A 20,024-nucleotide genomic window follows, 5' to 3' on the forward strand; every position below is an offset into this window, starting at 1 on the left:
GGCCGGAAAGCAAAAAGTATCAGTACGCCCGCTTTTTGGGCTGCCAACGACCTTACAGGAGGTTTTCTTTATGTCTAAAAAGCAGAAACAGCAGAAAGAAACAACGCAGCCTGAGCCGATGAGCGGCTCCCATAAGGTAAAACAAAAAAACCACTCAAGACAGAACAAAAACCCCGGTCACGGCATGTAGCAAGACCAAATAAGCGGGCTTCCCCGGAAGCCCGCTATCTCTGTCATCATTTGCTCAATTCATCATGGATGAGATTGATGTTGTAGATCAAGTATTTAATATACGTATCCACTTCCTCGCCCTGTTTCCCGATTTCATCCGAATAGATCGGCTTCTTGCTGAATGGAATGCCGGTTTCTTTGGAGACCGTCTCCATTGGGCGTCGGTCAACGTTGGACTCGATAAAGAGGACAGACACATTATTTTCCTTGATAAACCGGATGAGCGCTTTGATTTGTTCCGGCGATCCATTTTCCTCTGTATCTATCGCCCAAATATACCCCTCCTTCAAGCCATAATGGTTCGCCATATACTGGAAGGCGCGCTCGCTAGTTACCAGAACACGCTTCTCCTCCGGAATTTCATTGATCCTTTGCTCGTACTCCGCATCCAATTCCTTCAGCCTGCCAATATATGTTTCTGCTCTTTTTTCATAATTCGCCTTCCGCCCAGGATCCACTTTCACATACGCATCCCGCATATTTTCCGCCATTTTGATGCCGACTGCCGGGTCGATGAACGCATGGGGATTGATCTCCTCTTCCTTTCCGTTCTGGGAGGTTAAGTACATGGGCTCAACCCGCTCTGTCAGATTAAAAACGTTCTCTTCTTTCTGTCCGACGGAGTTGATCATTTTGAAGAACCAGCCATCCTTCCCGCCTTCAAGATTCAAGCCATTATAAAAAAGGATATCAGCATCGCTCGCTTTTTTGATGTCGTTCGGAAGCGGCTCATACTCATGCGGATCCGTTCCTGTCGGCACTAGATTGTGGATTTCCACATCGTCGCCGCCAATTTCCCTGGCGATGTCCTCAATGATGGTAAAAGACGTAACGACTTGAAGCTTGCCGTCTTTTTCGGCATTCTCTCCCCCAGTGCTATCTTCCTTGCCGCAAGCAGCGAGCAGAATCACGGCCAAGCTCGCCATGAGAAATGAGGAAATAACTTTTTTCAATGGTGTTCTCCCCTTTGCGTTTTTTACCTTTATCGAAAGATCATTTTTTTGCTTTTAAATAAGCGCCAAACAAGCCCTTGTTTCGGCGAGAAAATAAATGCGGCCAAAAAGATGGCAGTCGTTGCCAAAGCGATGACGGGACCTGACGGCAAATTGTAAACAAAGCTGAAATACAAGCCGATGACCGATGACAATGCACCAAAAAGGGAAGCGAGTATAATCATGGTGGAGAGGCGGTTGGTCAGCAGATACGCTGTCGAAGCTGGGGTAATCAGCATGGATACAACCAGGATGACACCGACCGTCTGCAAGGAAGCAACTGTCACGAGCGTCAGCAATACCATAATCGTATAATGGATGAATCGCGTTTTCAGCCCATACGCGGCAGCCATCGTCTCATCAAAGCTCGAAACGAGCAGCTCCTTGTAAAAGAGGACAACGGCCAAGATGACAACAGCTCCAATGGCAAGGGTCAGCCACATATCCGATTGCCTTACAGAGATGACATTTCCGAAAAGAATCTGGGTCAGATCAGTCGCACTGCCCGCCTGTGTAATGAGAATGATCCCAAGGGCAAAGGCCGCCGAAAAAACGATTCCGATGGAAGAATCATTTTTAATGCGGCTGTTCTGGCTGATTGCCCCGATTCCGAGAGAAGCCAGCACTCCGACCGCGACGGCACCGTAAAAATAATTGATGCCTAACATGTATGAAATGGCAACCCCCGGGAGAACAGCGTGCGAAATGGCGTCTCCCATCAAAGCCATGCCGCGCAAAACGATGAAGCTGCCGATAATTCCGCAGATGATTCCGACCATGACAGATGTGATCATCGCTTTTTGCAAAAAACCATAATTCATCAGATCGTGGATGAATTCCATCACACACCTACCCCCAATCTCCAAAGCATGGACAGCGGAGATTGGTATGCCGCTTGCATCAGCTCAGGCTGGAAGACATCGTCAACTGGACCCGCGCCGATCAATTTCTTATTAATCAGAATGAGGTCGTCAAAGTAGTTTTCCACCTTGGATAAATCATGGTGGACAACGAAAACGGTTTTCCCCTCGTTTCGCAAGCCCCTGAGAATATCGATGATGACTTCCTCGCTCGAAACATCGATTCCAACAAATGGTTCATCCAGGAAGAAAAACTCTGCTCCCTGCGCCAAAGATCGGGCAAGAAAGACTCGTTGCTGCTGGCCGCCGGATAACTCACCAATCTGGCTTTTCGCAAATTGCTCCATCCCCACCTTCTCAAGACATTCCATTGCCCAATCTTTGTCAGCCTTTTTGGGACGGTGGAAAAGGCCAAGATTTGGATAAGTTCCGAGAAGGACCGTATCTTTCACAATGATTGGAAAATCCCAGTCAATATTCGACCGCTGGGGGACATAGGCAATTTTCTTTCTCATATCAGTGATTGGCTTCCCGTTTATTTCGACTCCGCCCCGGTCTTTCGGAATCAGCCCGAGCATTGCTTTCATCATCGTTGATTTACCTGCACCATTCGGCCCGATAATGCCGATTAATTTCCCCGTTTCCATGGAAAAACTGATATCCTGCAGTACTTCGTTTCCGTAATAGGAGACATGCAAATGCTCTACTTTTATCGCTTCATCCATCATTGATGACCGCCTTCCATTTGTTTTTTTATATAAACACAGATAGCCCAGCGCAAATAGTTTAGTCCTAGTTTAAAATGTTTCCCTAGCGCAACTTATTAGTTATAATATACAACTTTATTCTCGATGTAAACCATTCTTTTTGTTTTTTTCACTTTTCCGCTCTTTGATCAGAATGGTTCAAAATTCGCGCAACAAAAAAATGCCTCCATGCAAGGAGGCATTTTTTTGGCAAACTTATAGATTGTTGGCGCTGAATGTATCTCCGCCGTCAATGGTTCCAAGTTCATATCCTTTCTCAAACCAACGCTGGCGCTGAGCTGCTGTTCCGTGTGTAAAGCTTTCCGGTACAACATAACCCCTTGCCTGCATCTGGATCGTATCATCACCAACAGCGCTCGCCGCTGTCAGTGCCTCATCGATATCCCCTGGCTCAAGCAAGTCCATCCCTTCGGCATGATTGGCCCAGACACCTGCAAAGTAATCGGCCTGCAGTTCCAGGCGTACAGAGTATTTATTGTATTCCTCTTCGCTCACGCGATTCCGAAGGCTTGCAACCTGGTCGGATATTCCCAATTGCTTCTGCACATGATGCCCCACTTCATGGGCAATGACATAGGCCATCGCGAAATCTCCGGGCGCATGGAACCTCTGGCTTAGCTCATTATAAAAACTTAAATCAATATACAGTTTCTCATCTCCCGGACAGTAAAAAGGCCCCATTGCCGCACCTGCAGCCCCGCAAGCCGACTGGACGTTTCCCGAGTACAGCACAAGCGTCGGCGGTCTATAGGTCATCCCATTCTCCTGAAAAACCTCTGTCCACACATCCTCGGTATCTTTCAGCACTACCGAAACAAACTGGGAAAGCTCCTTCTCCTGCTCTGTTTCCACATAGGCCGATTGACTGCCGCCCGTGTCGTATCCCGACATGCCTGTACCATTGATGATTTCACCCGGATTGCCGCCTAAAAAAGTGAAGATCAGGAGCAGAATGATGCCGCCGATACCGCCGCCCATCACCATGCCGCCACCGCCCATGCCCCTGCGGTCTTCCACATGTGTGCTTCCTGCTTGTCCTTGCCACCTCATTCGATTTCCCTCCCAGCCGCTGCTATCATGTATTTTATATACCCGATTCCCGAATGAATAACAGCTGAAAAAAAAGAACCTCTCAAAGACTTGAGAGGCTGTCCAAATTAGGATTCTATTTTTTTTGCTTGGACAATGAATCGATATCGGCTGGAATTTTCCGGATAACAAGTAACGAGCGAGAGGAGGGAGATGCCCTCCTGCCTGTCCAATACGTGAACGTCCTCCGGTCTGACGATTTTGACCGAAAACACTTCGTATTGCTGAACCTCGGCTTTCGTTTGGAAGGTGAACCTGTCCCCTTCCTCCACCTCATACAAGCGGTTGAAGAAGTGTCCGAACAGGTGGGACTGATGTCCGGCAATGGCATAGCTGCCGTTTTCGGCACCCGGCTTGTCCAGTCCCTCGATTGCGCCGAGAGCAACATCAAGCTGTTCTTTCCCCGCACCTGCCAGTACAGGGGACTCAAGATCAATCTTCGGGATTGAAAGGATCCCTTCGACACTTTCATCCAGGGCAATCTGCCCCTCAGCGTGAACGGTTGAGCCGTTGCCCGCCGAGGCTGCCTGCACTGCTCTAAATGCCTCGAGCAGTTCCTTTTCCTTGCTGCTCTGATGCTGGACGCCGTAAAACCAAAAAGCAACCAGCCCAATTGCCGCAAGGATCAGTACATTTCCTATCATCCTTCTATACGATTTCACAGCCCTCACCTTAACCGTTTCTGCGCAGTCTCATACCTCCGGCCAATAGAACAAGAGCAAGAATAATCAGCATCGCCCCATTCAATATTCCGCCTGTTTTCGGAAAGACGGATGGACTGTTTGGATCGCCGATTTTCTGGTTGCCCACATGTTGGACAGCAACTGGTGAAAACAGGCTGCTCTGGCCCAAACTCCCACGTGAGAGCGAGCCAGAATTTCCTGCGCCAATGACAACAGATAGATCAGCGGTTTCCCCAAGACTTCCTGCTATGCCATCTAATCCGCCAGTTTGATTTCCATCGCTGTCCAGAGGATTCTCGGCGTTGCCATCGACATTCACATCAGGCTCCGTTCCTATGCCTTCAGTATTTCCGTTATTGCTGACATCCCCGCCAGGTGCTCCGTCATTCTCCGGGTTGTTCCCATTTTGGCCAGGAGTTCCATCATTTCCGACTATAGGATCGGACGGCTGCCCTGCAGAATTTTCATCGCCGGGATTTTCCGGCAATCCAGGTACTGTTGGAGTTTGCGGACCGGCTGGGTTCCCCGGATCATTCGGTACGGAAGGATTTTCGGGGTTGCCAGGAGTTTCAGGGTTTTCGGGTGCATTGGGGTCAGGAGTTCCAGTTTCAGGATCTTCTGTTCCCGGCCCGTTTGTCCCATCCTCAATGCCCGGTGTTTCGGTTTGATTTGGAACATAGGACCGGGTCGGAAGAACGACTGCATTGAGTAAATCCCTGTTCGTTCCGGGTACCTTCAATTTGATTGAAGCGGTATCTCCCGTTTCCGTTCTTCCGTTTTCATCAAAGGATTGTTCTCTTCCAACAACACTGACATCTGCACCGTCGAGAAGGCCGTTTTGGCTGTCGACTTTTACAAGCGCACTGCTGGATGTTCCTTCGTTTTCATTGCCTGTTAGATGCTCATCCAAAACACCAATATGAGAGTCTTCAAGAATAGGGAAGCTGTCCGTCATAATATCGAGCAGACCTGAATCTGCCCTATAGGATGAACCGTCTTCCGCTGCACCGGACAAAAGCACATCAGCTTGGAGATTGCCCAAGTTTTCATCTTGAAGCCCGAGGGATACTAACGATTGCCTGTTTTCTTCGCCGTTATCAGAGGACTGGGTCTCCCGATCAAGAAGGGAAACTGACAGCCCATCAACAAGCAAATCTCCTAGACCAAGGTTTAGCAAAGAACCTCGTTCCATAGCTGTATTGCCTTCTCTAGACTGACTTTCCAGCAGTCCCACGTGGATGTTTTCCAAGCCCAGAAGGGGTTTCACATCTAAAGCGAGAACACCCGAATGTTTGGCATCTCCCTTTTCATCCTTGGCGTTCTTGTTAAAAAGAACAGACAGCCCCAGATTGTCGACTAATAAGTTATCCAAAGCAACATCAGCAACAGAGGATGTATCGGAGCTTTCCGATTCGCTAATGGAGTTCTGTTTCGCCAAGACCTTTGCGTCAACACCTTCGCCTAGTATCGTATTTTCAGCTGAGATGTCGACGGCTGCAGAGGATGAACTCACGCCTGTCTCATTCGCCTCCTGCTTTGTCGACAGCACTTCCGCATTTACGCTTTCGCCTAGAATTGTATTATCAGCAGAAACGTCGGCTACTGCGGAAGATGAACTCGCTCCTGCTTCATTCGCTTCTTGCTTTGTCGACAGCACTTCCGCATTTACGCTTTCGCCTAGAATTGTATTATCAGCAGAAACGTCGGCTACTGCGGAAGACGAACTCACGCCTGCCTCATTCAATTCCTGCTTTGTCGACAGCACTTCCGCTTCTACGCCTTCGCCTAGTATCGTATTTTCGGCTGAAACGTCGGCCACTGCGGAAGACGTACTCGAACCTGTCTCATTCGCCTCCTGCTTTGTCGACAGCACTTCCGTATTTACGCTTTCGCCTAGAATTGTATTATCAGCAGAAACGTCGGCTACTGCGGAAGACGAACTCACGCCTGCCTCATTCAATTCCTGCTTTGTCGACAGCACTTCCGCATTTACGTCTTCGCCTAGTATCGTATTTTCGGCCGAAACGTCGGCTACTGCAGAAGATGAACTCACGCCTGTCTCATTCGCCTCCTGCTTTGTCGACAGCACTTCCGCTTCTACGCCTTCGTCTAGTATCGTATTTTCGGCTGAAACGTCGGCCACTGCGGAAGACGAACTCGAACCTGTCTCATTCGCGTCTTGCTTTGTCGACAGCACTTCCGCATTTACGTCTTCGCCTAGTATCGTATTTTCGGCCGAAACGTCGACCACGGCAGAGGAAGAAGCAATCCCTTCCTCAGTATCTGTTTTATCCGCAGACAGTACTCGGGCATCGAGCTGTTCTCCTGCGATCGTATGGTTCCCCGTCACATTCACCAGTGAAGAGGATTGCCCTCCATTTTCTTGACCGTTCAGCACTTTTACGCTGAGGTCCTCTCCCAAAATCGAATCGGAGAGGGTCACATTTGCAAGTGATTCTTCTCTCTGTCCATCCTCATCCTGTTTTTTCGGAATGGACACACTGATATCGCCGAGGATAGGCAGATTTTGCAAATTTATATCGAGGAGGCCTGACTGCTGCGCAGCATCCTCCCCTGACGCGGCTGATTGCGCTGCATACGCACGGTCGCCTGGTGAACCAAGTGAAGTGAACGCCAAACCGAGTAGAACTGCCGACACTGCTGCTATTTTTTTCATTATAAATCCGCTCCTTTTTTTATTGTTTTTAGCTTATAAAAAAAGGAGCAAATTTCGGTGGTTTTCGGAGTGCGGGCGGCTTCCACAGCTGAGCAGACCGTTCCTGGACCCATCCCCAGTCAATCTTTCCTAATTCAATGCGCTGGAAAAGATCAAGGAGTATGCCGCTGCTTCCCCATTGCGACGCCTTGCTTCCGTTAATCGACATTCCCGATTGCTGGACAGGAGGCTGGCTGATGACAACAGGAGGCGTTTCCTTTTTCCCTTCACTCTTTAACGGAGCACCAGGAACGGTTTGTGCTTCCTTATTTGTGTCTGGAGCTCGTCTTTCCTTTGTCCTATCAGCGTTGGGCTTAACTTTCCTTTCTTCCAAAATCGTAAAGAGAGCCGGCTCTGTCATTGCTTGATCCGGTATCAGATCGTTCCTTTCATTTTGAAAAGAATCCGGCTTATCCGGGTTTGCATCTTCTTCTTGCTTAACTGCCGGTTCCTCAGGCTTTTCAGACTGAATCGGAGCCTTCACTCGTTCTTGCTCACTTTCTCCCGGAGTTGCGGGGATTGGCTTCACCGGCATAATCTTATTTTCCTCCGTTTTCTGTCCAACCTGCGGAGCATCCTCCTGCTGTCCGGCAGGGGTTTCCAGCACGGCCTGCGGAGGATTTTTCACCTGTGGAACCGAAGTCTCGGCATCAGGAGCCGTTTCCTCTATATCGGGTGACGGCTGCAGCGGCTTTACCACATGATCAACTGTTTCTTCCAACAGCCCTCCTGCACCTTTCACCGTTCCCTTTACCGCCTCACTTACCCCTCCGACCGTTCCTTCCAGTACGGCACTCGTACCCTCGACTGTCGTTTGTACAACTCCTGTCAGTTCTTTCGAGGAGCTATGTACTTCTTTTACGACAGGCGTGACAACAGGAATCTCCGGCAATGCCTCTGTAACAGAATCGACAGATGTATGGACAGTGTTAACAGTTTCAGAAGTGACGGTCTGGACCGTATTATTCACTCCTTGTACAGCTGTCTCAGCGGTTGGGAGCGTATTGTCCACTGTATCGTCCACTAATTTATTTGTCCGCTTTAAGGCGGAAGTGATTGGTTTGCTGGTCAGCGGTTGAGATAGGTCATTGACCGTTTCCACTGTAAACTCAACGGTATTGCCTACAGTATTTGACAGGCCTTTCGTTGTTTCAGCGGTCACCTTTCCCACTGTTCCGCCAGCTGATTCCAGCGTCTTGCCGACCGTTTTTCCGACCGATTCCAACGTTGTTCCTAGTGCGCTCGCTGTCCCTTTAAGCAGCCCGGGCCGCGGTTCTTCCTTTTCCTGACCATGAGCGGCCACCGGTACTGCTGCCAGCATCAGGATCCCGAGCAACAATGAAGACATCATTCTGCTCATCGTTCTCACCTCCTTCCAGCTGTACATACACCGGTCCTTTTTCCTCTACCCAACTTCCCAACCATAAAACTGACTATTCCTTCTTTTTATAAAATACATGGTTCAGGCTGATTTTCTCTCCTATCTCAAGTACACCGAAAGAGTATTGCTCCTGCCTCCGCTTATCTGTCGGGGAACCCGGATTAAAGAGGATGCAGTCCGCTGATTCCTTTAAAACCGGAATATGAGAATGTCCAAATACAAGCAGATCGATACGGTCGTCCTGAAAAACATCGAGCGCTCGTCTTTCCGTCGTTTTCCCTTTCCCGTCGCCATGCGTGAGGCCAATCGCAAAGTCCCCGATCCGGATGATTTTCTCTTTGCCGAGCATTTCGATCAGCTCTTCGCTGTCGACATTCCCTGCCACTCCCTCTACAGGCCCGTATGAACAGAATTCCTCATACACGTCCATCGTCTGCCAATCACCTGTATGAATGATCAAATCGGCTGTTTTCAATTCTTCGACTAGACGTGAGGGCAGCGCTTTTGCCCTCTTCGGCATGTGGGTATCTCCTGTAATGATAATTTTCATTGACAATCCCCCTTTCTCTTTCAATTCCTTTACCCTTTTGCCGTACAAAAAAAGAGCGGATCATCCGCTCTTCGTTCATTCCACTTTGAATTTTGCCAGACTGCCGATGATGTCGCTCTCTCCCTTCGGCTGGGCGATATAAGCCGTGTTCGAATCATCGCTCCATTTGCCGCTCATTGACACGACTGCATAAAGATCTGCATTTTCCATGATTCTCACCGTATTCAAAAGTTCCCCGTCGACGATTTCCCCCATGTATACATTTGTTTTGTATTCATTCTCCACCTGGACGGGTGTATCGAATAAAATTTTTGTTTCATCAGGAGACAAACTGTATGTCGGAATCCATTCTCCTTCTTCATCCCGGCCGCCTGCTACAAGGCGATTTACCTTCTTGCCATCCTTATCTGTCAGAAAAACGCCGCTTTTCCCTTGATAACTTCCCCCGAATAGAATGGTTCCATCCTGAAGAATATCGTATTGATGGAGAGAAGCATCTTCCTTTTTAAGCGCTACTGCCGTCTTGGGCACTGTGCCCCTGGCAATCTGGTAAATCCCATACTCTCCGTCCTTATTCTCCGCGGCAAAATAGAGCGATCCGTCTTTTTTCAGTGAATTGTAGGTGAAGCTGTTCAAGGAAAAGAAAGAACTGAGATCCCACTCATCTGTTTTCCCGGTTTCCGGGTCGAACAGATCAAAAACAATGCTGTCTTTCTCATCTTCTTCAGAGGAGCGCCACTCCAGCGTGGCAACTGTCCCGTCTTTGTCGGTGAAGTACGTTTTATACGTTTCGTTCCGGGATCCTTTTGTGACGAATTGCTTTTTCCCTGTTTCAAGATTTTGAACGTATATTTCCTCTCCCTTGGAAGAGAGCGCCATTTTCCCCGAATCCAGCACCTCGTATGCCTCCATGTCCGCAACCTTTTCTGTTTCGCCTGTCTCGGCATTCAGCCAGTGCAGCGCACCATTTTCATTGTAATACAGGTCCTGGCCCTTGAATCCCCAATAGGTTGCATTTTTCGACACTTCGAGGTCATCCTCCCGCTGTACGTTCAGCCGGCTGTCGGCAAGTGAGCTTTCAAGCTGCATATCCTCATTAAGGATGATCGTGCTCTGTGTTTGTGCTTCTCCCTGCAATGAACAGCCTGCCCCAAGTAACCCCGCCAATACGATAAGTCCCATTCCTTTTATTCGCATTTCTTTCTCCTCCTTACGTTGATGTCTCCATCATAGCGGGCGGATGTTGCCGATTACCGATCAGATATTGCCATCTTGTTGCCAAGGCGGAAGTCGAACAACAAGGATTGTTTCCCCGTTTTCGTATCCGATTGATACGGTCCCATTATGTGCTGTAACAATTTCACGGCAGATATACAGCCCTAACCCATGGTTGCCGTTTTTTTTCGTATAAATAAAGGGCTCAAAGGCATGTTCGAGCATATAGTCCGACAGCGGGCTGCTCGGGTTCTTCACTGTAATAACGCCTTTTTCAGACTCGACGTTTATGACCCCGCCCCGGGTTCCATGCTTGATCGCATTGTCGAGAAGATTAATGAGTACTTGCTGGACCTGATCCCGGCTTCCGCATACCATCCAATCTGATCCGCTGATCGAAATGCTCACTTCCCTTTCCTCTGCCTGCATCTCCAAGTCCTCACAGACGTCTTTGATAAGCGGTAATATTGGAAGTGGATGATGTTCCTCCAAACCGGCTGCAGCCTGTTTTTTTGCAATGCCGATCAGTTCGACGACCATCCGGTTCAGCCGCTCGCTCTCCTCCGTAATTTTTCTCGCTGCTTTCTGGAGAAATGCCGGATCATCGAAATCCGGCTGTCCCAAAATTTGTGCATAGCCGGAGATGCTCGAGAGCGGAGTCTTTAATTCATGGGTTACATGCTGGAAAAAGGCTGTCCGGTTTTTTTCCAGATGAAGCACTTTCTCCTTCTCTTCTTCCGCCATATCAATATGGTCCTTTACACTTTTCTTCATTCTATTAAAATTGTCGGCCAGCTCTTCCAGCTCATCACCGGTTTTTACAATGACCTCATCCTCATAGTCTCCCTGTGCAACTCTTTTCGTAGCCTTAGAAAGCCGGATCAGCGGCCGGATGATTTGGCTTGTAAGCAAAAAGGAGATGATGAAGATTCCAATCAACAGACAGACGGCGAACAATGAGAAGGACTGAAGGATCCGGTCATTTTGCTGAAATAAGGCTGTGTAGTCTCCAGTAAACCGTACCACCCCGTAAAACTCCTCGTCTATATATAGAGGATAGGCAAAGTAAACAAAAATCCCATGATCATTTTTCTGCAGGGACAAAGCCGACTTGTTATCAAAAGCGGCAGACAGTTCAGGCGCATCGCTGCTGCCCAGATTCTTTTGGAACTGTTGATTCTCCAAGAGACGAGTTTGCTCAATCGGCAGCTCCTCATATAAAAAACGGCCGTCCGTTCCGTAGAGGGCAACGCCGAGATTCTGCAGCCTGCTTAAGTCACGGGCGATGTCTATTCCATAATCTGCAAATAAATGATCATTTGATTCTTTAAGCTTGGAAAACTGTTTGATATGCTCCCTTGTTGTATGCTGCAGCTTTGTCATTTCCGCCTCAATCTGCGCCTGGCTATTCGCCTCCAATGATATTTTCATAAATTGGTGGATAATCAATGCCGCACAGACAAATAACAGGAGATAGCTAAGGAAAAACTTCTTTCGGATTTTCAGTTTCATACTTGCCTTCTCCCCAGCTTATAGCCGACGCCAAACACCGTTTCAATTGAATCCGAACTCCCAAGCTTTTTCCGAATCCGTTGGACATGGACATCGACCGTCCTTACATCTCCTTCATAATCAAAGTCCCACACGGTATCAAGGATTTCCTCACGGGAAAAAACACGGCCGGGATTCTGGGCGAACAAGAGCAGCAGCTCATACTCCTTCGGCTTGAGAGAAAGGGCTTCATCCCCTTTATAGACTGAATGAGAACGAGGCTCGATCCGGATGCCCTCGCCGAGAGAAATTGAGACAGACGCGCTTTGCCCAGAACGGCGGAGCAGTGCTTTCAACCGGGCATTTACCTCTCTTATATCAAACGGCTTTGTCATGTAATCATCTGCTCCAAGCTCAAAGCCCAAAACCTTGTCGACAATATCATCCCTTGCCGTCAGCATCATGACGGGGGAACTCCCTGACTCCTTCATTTGCCTGCATAGATCAAAGCCGCTCGCATCGGGGAGCATCAAGTCGAGAATGACAACGTCCGGATCTGTTCCGGCCGCCAAACGCAGCCCATCCTTCCCCGTCTCTGCACAAAGCACCCGGTATCCCTCCTTCCGCAACGAATAGGAGAGAATCTCGCGAATCGAGTCCTCGTCCTCTATGATCAAAACCGTCCGGTCCATAGCCGTTTCCCCGCTTTCATCTTTTCTATCTATTATTCTACCGGAAAGTTATTGCCGAAATATTGCTGGATGAATAAAAAGGGCATTGCCTGTCCGGCCATCCTCGAAAATTCGAAGAGCTATGCGCTGAAACCGAACGGAAAAAAAGAGCCTATAAATAAGCTCCCTTTTTAAACACTATTAAACCGTTTTAGCATAATAACGAACAATCAGTAACCAAAATTTCATTTACAAGGCGATCCCTTTGAGCATGATGCCCGAAAGAGAGGTTAGGCGTTGTGAGACTTCCACATGATCCCTCCTCTTCCCTTTATTCATACTGAGACCCACCTGACTAGCGACGGTTTCCAGATTCTTATGGACTTCTGCAAAAGAATTGAAATTTTTCTCCTAGTAAACCCGTTATACTGGATGAAGAGAAAACGAACATGCGCATGTTCAGGAAAAACAGGAGGCCGGTATGCAAGAGGAAATCCAATGGGTCGAAGAAATTCTTTCAGGCAATAAACAGGCATTCGGTCTCATTATCAATAAATACAAAAATCCGCTGTACGCCACCGTTCTCCGGATGACAAGGCATCCCCAAGATGCCCAGGATCTCGTCCAGGAGGCCTTTATCAAAGTATACAGCCAGCTCGACAAATATGACCGCCAAGGTTCATTCTCAAGCTGGATGTACCGGGTCGCAATCAACCACTGCCTTGATGAATTCCGGAAGAAACGGTTTAAAATGTCGCAAATCGAAGTGACCGAGGATCTGATGGAAAACAAAGACGGACCGGAAGTCATTTTTTTAAAAAAGGAAAAAAGCCGCCAATTGGAAAAACTGATTTCCATGCTTCCCGAGGATGAACGGATGATCATTCTGCTGCGCTATGCGAATGAACTGAGCTATGAAGAGATTGGGACGCTGCTGGACATCCCGCTCTCGACGGTGCGAAATAAACTGCACCGGGCGAAAAAGAAAATGCGCAGCCAAGTGAAACGCGAAGGAGGGTATTTTTATGACATGTCCAACGGCCGATAAGCTCTCCCGCTTCTATGACGGATTGCTCACTGAGGAAAGGGACGAGTTGGCATTGCATATTGAGCACTGTGCATCCTGCCGCCTCATCCTTGAAGCATTCGGGCAGGAAGATGAATTCATGAAAGACACTTTACAGGCACCTGCTTTGCCTGACGATTTTGCCGATGGCATCCTTGCAGGACTCGATCCCTATCCGCGAAAAAAACAGCGTTCCCGCTTACTATTTTTGAAAAGGACAGCGGTTGCGGCGGCTGGATTGTTCCTAGCGGCCGGAATCATGAGTGCTTTCAACCCGGCATTCGCCCAATGGATCGGCGGGTTCTTCTCTTCTGTCAATGTAGACGAAGGGATACAGATTGCGGTAGAAGAAGGGTTCGCCAAACGAATCGATCAGTCGGTCACCGATCAGGGCCTGACCTTCAAGGTGGAAGATGTCGTTGCCGATTCATCAAGAATCGCTCTCTCCTATCAGTTGCTCGATGCGAGGGGCAAGCGGAAGGACCACGAACTGGAGATTGGGGAGGACTTCAACAAGCTTTATCTTTTGGATGAGCAGGGCAAGGAGATTGAAAGATCCGGACTAAGCTGGGGACGGCAGGATGGTTACGGAACGATTGAATTCTCGCTCCGTGACCAAACATTGACCGATACAATCACGGTCGGCTTTGACTTGACGGAGCTCGCGGGAAAAAAGGGCAGCTGGAAGCTTGAAATCCCTCTTGATATGAAGGAGACGCTGCAAGCAACAAAGGCTCATGACTTAAGCGGCTTCACCCATGAAGCAAACGGGATCGTAATCAAAATGAAAGAAGCGCGCTTCGCCCCGTCTTCAAGTGAAATCTTCTATGAAACAGGTTTTTCCAAGAACCTGCTTCGTGAAGTGGAGAAAAAAACGGAAAGCCTGGAAGCCAAATACGGAAAAGAGGTCGTAGAGCCATTCTCAACCCCTGGTACAGAGATTCAATATCATATCGAAGATGAGAAGGGCCTAACAGTCTACCGCCACTCCAATTATATCGGTGCCCCTTCCTCCGACGATGGCCTGATCCAAGGTACTGGTGATCGTCTAGGTGCGCTCGGCCAAACTGCATGGAATGAATCATTTATCCCTCAAAGAGGTGAGCGGAAGCTCCAATTCGTTCTGGATGGGGTGATCAAGACCGTACCAGCTGACTTTTCCATCACCTTTGAGCCGAAAAAGTTGGGCAAGCAGCCATTAACATTCAAATATGAAGGAAATGAGATGACCATCACAGCAGCTGAGATGGATACTCGGCTGCATTTGAAAAAATCCCTGATGCCGATCGGAGCAGAGAAAACGTTCCAGATTGAAATGGAAGGAAGCAAAACGTTGCTTGCTCCAGAAATGGTGTCATGGGTGCTTGTCGACAGTACAGGAAAGGCGTACGAAACATACCGAAGCGGAGGACGCACACACCCCGACAAGGACGGACGCCAGGAGACGACAACGCTGCTGACCGTCTACGGACTCGAGAAAGCACCAGAAAAACTGACATTGCGCCTGCTGTCAGAAACACGCTATGAACCGCTTGAAAAAGAATGGAGAATCCCGATCAATTAATCGGAGGGCCGCTCTCGATTCGGGGCGGCTCTTCCTTTTGAAAAAACAGCTGTTATGGGCACATTCGAATGTTATAATACTGGAAGCAAATGTTTGAGGAAGAGGGATGCAGATTGAACGAATTGCTGACAATTGACCATATTGACAAGGAATTCGAGAAAGACAGCTTTCTTTTCCAGGAAGGGGATCTGGCGGACACCGTCTATTTCCTTTATTCAGGCAAGGTACGGATCAGCCGGCTGACACCGGATGGCCGGGAAATCACCTATCGGATCTGCGGAAAAAATGATTTTATCAGCGAGCTCACGCTGTATTGCACTCCGCAGAAGTATGCTGTCCATGCAAAAGTGCTGGAGAGCGGCAGCTGTGCGAAGATCAGGAAAGAAGACCTGGAAAAAGGGCTATTGGAGAACCCCAAGCTGAATATCGAATTTTTGAAGCAGATGGGAGAGTACCAGCAAAAAACCCAATCCAAATTCCGCGACCTCGTGCTGCACGGGAAAAAAGGCGCCTTATACTCCACCCTCATCCGCCTTACCAACAGCTATGGCGTTAAAAAAGAGGACGGCATCCTAATCGACATGGCCTTCACAAACCAGGAGCTTGCCAATTTTTGCGGGATGAGCCGTGAAGTTGTAAACCGCCTGCTTGGCGAACTGAAAAAAGAAAGCATTCTTTCCATTAGCGGGGGCAAAATCTCCGTCCATAATGTTCAATATCTTAAGGATGAGATCCACTGTGAGAATTGTCCTGTCCATATATGCAGAATTGATTAATAGATCCGCAAAAATCACCCATGGCCGGGTGATTTTTTTTTGCCCGCTCCCCTTCCCTCCTGCTCTTTTTGTCTATTTTTTGAAAGCATAGGAATCTACCAGCCGATTGTGACATTTATCACAGTAAGCGGCATGTCCAAAGATGTACGCTTTTTACATAATAAAGTGGGAGGTTGCGAGATGGGCAAGAAGTCGAAAGGTTCCGGGGAGCCGAATTTGAAGGGTACCTTCATTAGTGTGCTCGCGGTCGGGGTTTTAATCGCTGCCATGTGGTTCAGTGTTTACGGTATGTACGTAGCAAGATAAAGAAAGCGGGGTGGAGAAAATGCATCTTCATAAATATGAAAAGATTTGGCTGACATTCGGTATTTTATCATTAGTTATTTTTCTAAGCATTGTTGGCGTTACAGCCTTTGCGCAGGGACATACCCCTGCCGGCGGGATGGACACGGTTGATCCTGAAAAACTTGATGAGACTGCTCCCTTTGACGAACCAGGGGTAAGGCAGCTTGATAAAAACACATATGAGGTGGTAATGGTCGCAGAAGCGTTTGGCTACAAACCGGCAAATATTAAAGTTCCGGCCGGAAAAGAAATTATTTTTACATTAACTAGCCGCGATGTCGTCCACAGTTTTACCATTCACGATACGAAAGTCAACATGATGGTCGTGCCCGGCCGGGTAACAGCGAAAAGCTACACGTTCTCTAAACCCGGAAAGTATATGGTGATTTGCAATGAATATTGCGGCACTGGCCACCATTTTATGCAAACAGAGATTGAGGTGTATGAACCATGATCGGTAAACGTGATCGCAATCTGGCGTTATGGAATGTCGGGGTCGCTTATACGGCGTTCCTGATCGGTACGTTCTGCGGATTGCTGCAAGTTTTTATTCGAAATGATGCGTTGCAGCTGCCCGCCTGGCTTGATTATTATCAGATCCTGACAGCGCATGGCGTCTTGCTTGCACTCATTTTCACAACTTTTTTCATCTTTGCCTTTTTCATTTCCGGCATGAGCAAGACACTCGGAAGCTTCGGGCCGAAAGTATGGCTGTTCTCTTGGATCGGCTTCCTCGTCACATTGGCAGGTACAGTATTGGCTACAGCAATGATTATTGCTGGCAAGGCATCAGTCATGTATACCTTTTATGCACCACTAAAAGCAAGCGGCTGGTATTATGTCGGGCTAGCGTTGTTTGTAGTCGGTACATGGATCAGCAGCTTTGCGCTTGTCGGCCATTATATGGTCTGGAAAAAAGCGCATAAAGGTGAATTGAGCCCATTGTTCGCCTTTATGACGATTTCAACGATTATTCTTTGGATCATTGCCTGTCTCGGTGTTGTGGCCACTGTAGTGTTCCAGTACATCCCATGGGCATTCGGATGGGTGGATACAATCAATGTAGAGCTGAGCCGTTCCCTCTTCTGGTATTTTGGCCATCCGCTCGTCTATTTCTGGCTGCTGCCGGCCTATATGGTTTGGTATGTGGTCGTGCCAAAAATCCTCGGAACGAAAGTGTTCAGCGATTCATTGGCCCGTTTTTCCTTTGTTCTGTTCATCTTGTTCTCAATTCCGGTCGGCTTCCATCACCAGCTGACTGAGCCTGGGATTTCAAGCTTCTGGAAGTTCCTGCAGGTTGTCTTAACGTTCATGGTCATCATTCCGTCCTTGATGACAGCCTTCTCGATGTTCGCAACGTTTGAAATCTCCGGGAGGAAAAAAGGCGGCACTGGGCTGTTCGGCTGGTTCACGAAACTGCCATGGAAGGATGTCCGTTTCACCTCCATTTTTATTGCAATGGCCTTTTTCATCCCGGGCGGAGCCGGCGGTATCATCAATGCCAGCTTCCAATTGAATGAGCTCATCCACAATACGCTTTGGGTTGTCGGCCACTTCCATATCACGGTCGGAACCCCTGTTGCCATGACGTTCATGGGCGTTTCATTCTGGCTCATCCCTTATTTGACGGGCCGGACATTTACGAAATCCCTGCAAAAGTTGGCGTTCATCCAGATCATCACCTGGTCCGTCGGCATGCTGCTTATGTCGACAGCACAGCATATTCTCGGCCTGCTCGGTGCACCAAGAAGAACAGCGTATTCGGGCTACAATGGCAATTCAGCCGCATTGGAATGGTTCGACGGCATCCTGTCCAACCATGTCACTATGGCGGCCGGCGGCATGATCCTGTTTTTATCTGCGATGCTGCTTATCTACATCGTCTGCAGCTTGGCGTTCGTTGCTCCTCATGCAAAGACAGAAGAAGAGTTTGAAGAATTTCCAATTGGGGTGAGCGATGCTTCCGCCACACCGAAATTCCTGGAGAATTGGTGGATCTGGATTGCAGTTGCCGTTGCCTTGATTCTTATGGCGTACGCGTTCCCGCTGAGCCACATGATCCAGCACAGCCCTCCGGGTTCCAAAGGCTTTATTACATGGTAGGAGATGATACGCATGTTTTTGCCGATTTTATCAATCATGATTGTTGCGGTTGTAATGACTGTCATACTGGTGGAACTGCAAACTGTTGAAGACGGGGAATAACAAACCGCCTGGCTCTTTTTGAGCCAGGCGGTATTTGATTATACGACGGCAAGGGTGGACCTATTCTTTAGCCAGCAAGGACATGACGGTGTCCAGCAGTACGTTGACTCCCCTTTCGCAATCCTCCCATGGGGTGTACTCTTCCTCGCAATGGCTTTTGCCGCCGATGCTTGGCACAAAGAGCATCACAGCCGGAAGATAGCTTGCCAGGAATTGGGCATCATGCCCGGCGCCGCTTACCATCCGGCGGTGAGAGTAGCCGAGCGACTCTGCGGATTCCTCGTATAGTCCGCAAAGCTCTGGTGAAAACCAGACGGTATCCCGGCCCCATAATTTTTTCGCCTGGATTGTGACTCCGTCTCCTCCCGCTTCCCCCAGCCCCCGGATCACTTCTTCGACGGCTTGGATGACGTCCATATCTTTATGCCGCGCCTCCAGTGAGAAGACGACACGGTTTGGAATGACGGTATGAATATTCGGGTAGACATTCAACCTCCCCGCCGTATAGACAAGGTCAGAATCGAGCGCGTCCAGTTTGCTTCGGATTTCATTCAGCAGATCATTGACCTTGAACAGGGCATCCTTCCTCATCGGCATCGGGGTTGTGCCGGCATGGTTTGATTCACCGATCACCTCGATTTCATAGCAGACCATGCCGACTACGCACTCCACAACACCGATTGAAATTGTCTCTTGCTCGAGGACTGGTCCTTGTTCAATATGGAGTTCAAGGAAAGCCTCCGCCTTTTTCAGCCGGTTGGCCGGATCACCGGCGAAGCCGCTCGCCTGTAATGCTTCTTCGAAAGTGGTTCCGTCCGGATCGCGCTTTTGCAGCATCTCTGTCTTTCCAAACTTTCCCGACAGGACGCCTGAAGCCATCATCGAGGGTTCAAACCTTGCCCCCTCCTCATTCGTGATGTTTACAACAGTGACCGGAACCCGCGGGGTGATATTGTGATCCACGAGTGTCCTCACGACTTCAAGACCGGCTACCACACCAAGAACACCGTCAAAACGGCCGCCCTTTTTTACGGAATCGAGATGAGAGCCCATGACGATCGGCGGTCCGTCCTCCTTTCCAGGCAAGGTGGCATACATGCAGCCCATATCATCAACGGCAACCTTCATCCCGAGCTCTTCACAGCATGAAGCAAAGTGTTTGCGAACTGCAATATCCTCTTCCGACAGGGCAAGCCGCGTCACTCCGTTATTTTCCGTCCTGCCAAAGTCTGCAAATCTCTCAAGCTCCTGTTTCAATCTTTCCCCATTGATCAACAGCTTCTGCTTTTGCATTCCTCATCCCCCTTTGCATACTGGCCGGTTACATTGTAAGCGCAATCATTTTAACGGTGTTTTTATGGACTATTATACAGGGGAGGGATTGAAAGTCATTGGACAGAACATCAAACAGCGCAGCAGGAT

At 48.7% G+C, this 20,024-nt stretch carries 19 protein-coding genes; 7 read left to right on the forward strand and 12 right to left on the reverse strand.

Annotated elements, in window-relative coordinates; translation table 11 throughout:
• Positions 1-70: 70 nt before the first annotated feature.
• Positions 71-190, forward strand: a complete 120-nt coding sequence (locus AC0TWI_RS16890; protein ID WP_488127513.1) for a small acid-soluble spore protein P — start codon at positions 71-73, stop codon at positions 188-190.
• Between the two features lie 46 nt (positions 191-236).
• Here the strand turns inward: AC0TWI_RS16890 and AC0TWI_RS16895 are convergent, their stop codons facing one another.
• The 11 genes from AC0TWI_RS16895 to AC0TWI_RS16945 form a co-directional block, all read right to left on the reverse strand.
• Entirely contained in the window at positions 237-1,184 is a 948-nt protein-coding gene (locus tag AC0TWI_RS16895) for a metal ABC transporter solute-binding protein, Zn/Mn family (RefSeq protein ID WP_488127514.1), read from the reverse strand.
• A gap of 29 nt (positions 1,185-1,213) precedes the next feature.
• The gene (locus tag AC0TWI_RS16900) at positions 1,214-2,065 is read right to left on the reverse strand and encodes a metal ABC transporter permease (RefSeq protein WP_488127708.1); all 852 of its coding nucleotides are present in this window, start codon (positions 2,063-2,065) and stop codon (positions 1,214-1,216) included.
• Positions 2,065-2,808 carry a metal ABC transporter ATP-binding protein gene (locus tag AC0TWI_RS16905; protein ID WP_488127515.1) on the reverse strand — a complete coding sequence of 248 codons (744 nt, stop codon included), beginning with the start codon at positions 2,806-2,808 and terminating at the stop codon, positions 2,065-2,067. Before AC0TWI_RS16905 ends, AC0TWI_RS16900 begins: the two co-directional genes overlap by 1 nt.
• Positions 2,809-3,045: 237 nt before the next feature.
• Positions 3,046-3,900 carry a KPN_02809 family neutral zinc metallopeptidase gene (gene ypfJ / locus AC0TWI_RS16910; protein ID WP_488127516.1) on the reverse strand — a complete coding sequence of 285 codons (855 nt, stop codon included), beginning with the start codon at positions 3,898-3,900 and terminating at the stop codon, positions 3,046-3,048.
• A 107-nt stretch (positions 3,901-4,007) separates the two neighbouring features.
• Entirely contained in the window at positions 4,008-4,583 is a 576-nt protein-coding gene (locus AC0TWI_RS16915) for a class D sortase (protein WP_488127517.1), read from the reverse strand.
• A 28-nt stretch (positions 4,584-4,611) separates the two neighbouring features.
• A complete protein-coding gene (locus tag AC0TWI_RS16920) occupies positions 4,612-7,299 on the reverse strand; it encodes a hypothetical protein (RefSeq protein WP_488127518.1) in 2,688 nt (895 codons plus the stop codon).
• Positions 7,300-7,327: 28 nt separating this feature from the next.
• Positions 7,328-8,698 (reverse strand): collagen-like triple helix repeat-containing protein, encoded by a 1,371-nt coding sequence (locus AC0TWI_RS16925; protein WP_488127519.1) that lies wholly within the window; start codon positions 8,696-8,698, stop codon positions 7,328-7,330.
• Positions 8,699-8,771: 73 nt separating this feature from the next.
• The gene (locus AC0TWI_RS16930; RefSeq protein WP_488127520.1) at positions 8,772-9,269 is read right to left on the reverse strand and encodes a metallophosphoesterase family protein; all 498 of its coding nucleotides are present in this window, start codon (positions 9,267-9,269) and stop codon (positions 8,772-8,774) included.
• A gap of 75 nt (positions 9,270-9,344) precedes the next feature.
• Complete coding sequence (locus AC0TWI_RS16935) at positions 9,345-10,466, reverse strand: hypothetical protein (protein WP_488127521.1); 1,122 nt, start codon at positions 10,464-10,466, stop codon at positions 9,345-9,347.
• Positions 10,467-10,526: 60 nt separating this feature from the next.
• Positions 10,527-11,996: a sensor histidine kinase gene (locus AC0TWI_RS16940; protein ID WP_488127522.1), complete on the reverse strand. Its 1,470-nt coding sequence runs from the start codon at positions 11,994-11,996 to the stop codon at positions 10,527-10,529.
• Positions 11,993-12,667: a response regulator transcription factor gene (locus AC0TWI_RS16945; RefSeq protein WP_488127523.1), complete on the reverse strand. Its 675-nt coding sequence runs from the start codon at positions 12,665-12,667 to the stop codon at positions 11,993-11,995. Before AC0TWI_RS16945 ends, AC0TWI_RS16940 begins: the two co-directional genes overlap by 4 nt.
• A gap of 460 nt (positions 12,668-13,127) precedes the next feature.
• Between AC0TWI_RS16945 and AC0TWI_RS16950 the strand changes: the two genes are divergently transcribed.
• The 6 genes from AC0TWI_RS16950 to AC0TWI_RS16975 all read left to right on the forward strand — a co-directional run bounded on the left by AC0TWI_RS16950 (position 13,128) and on the right by AC0TWI_RS16975 (position 18,500).
• Positions 13,128-13,694 (forward strand): RNA polymerase sigma factor, encoded by a 567-nt coding sequence (locus tag AC0TWI_RS16950; protein WP_488127524.1) that lies wholly within the window; start codon positions 13,128-13,130, stop codon positions 13,692-13,694.
• Positions 13,672-15,276 carry a DUF4179 domain-containing protein gene (locus AC0TWI_RS16955; RefSeq protein ID WP_488127525.1) on the forward strand — a complete coding sequence of 535 codons (1,605 nt, stop codon included), beginning with the start codon at positions 13,672-13,674 and terminating at the stop codon, positions 15,274-15,276. Before AC0TWI_RS16950 ends, AC0TWI_RS16955 begins: the two co-directional genes overlap by 23 nt.
• 89 nt (positions 15,277-15,365) lie before the next feature.
• Positions 15,366-16,052, forward strand: a complete 687-nt coding sequence (locus AC0TWI_RS16960; protein WP_488127526.1) for a Crp/Fnr family transcriptional regulator — start codon at positions 15,366-15,368, stop codon at positions 16,050-16,052.
• Positions 16,053-16,232: 180 nt separating this feature from the next.
• Positions 16,233-16,358 carry a cytochrome C oxidase subunit II gene (locus tag AC0TWI_RS16965; RefSeq protein WP_488127527.1) on the forward strand — a complete coding sequence of 42 codons (126 nt, stop codon included), beginning with the start codon at positions 16,233-16,235 and terminating at the stop codon, positions 16,356-16,358.
• Between the two features lie 19 nt (positions 16,359-16,377).
• Positions 16,378-16,851 carry a cytochrome c oxidase subunit II gene (locus AC0TWI_RS16970; RefSeq protein ID WP_488127528.1) on the forward strand — a complete coding sequence of 158 codons (474 nt, stop codon included), beginning with the start codon at positions 16,378-16,380 and terminating at the stop codon, positions 16,849-16,851.
• Positions 16,848-18,500, forward strand: coding sequence for a b(o/a)3-type cytochrome-c oxidase subunit 1 (locus AC0TWI_RS16975; RefSeq protein ID WP_488127529.1), 1,653 nt, complete (start codon positions 16,848-16,850; stop codon positions 18,498-18,500). Before AC0TWI_RS16970 ends, AC0TWI_RS16975 begins: the two co-directional genes overlap by 4 nt.
• A gap of 162 nt (positions 18,501-18,662) precedes the next feature.
• Here the strand turns inward: AC0TWI_RS16975 and AC0TWI_RS16980 are convergent, their stop codons facing one another.
• Positions 18,663-19,895 carry an allantoate amidohydrolase gene (locus AC0TWI_RS16980; RefSeq protein WP_488127530.1) on the reverse strand — a complete coding sequence of 411 codons (1,233 nt, stop codon included), beginning with the start codon at positions 19,893-19,895 and terminating at the stop codon, positions 18,663-18,665.
• Between the last annotated feature and the right edge of the window lie 129 nt (positions 19,896-20,024).

The sequence above is a fragment of the Lederbergia sp. B243.17 genome (genome assembly GCF_057657925.1).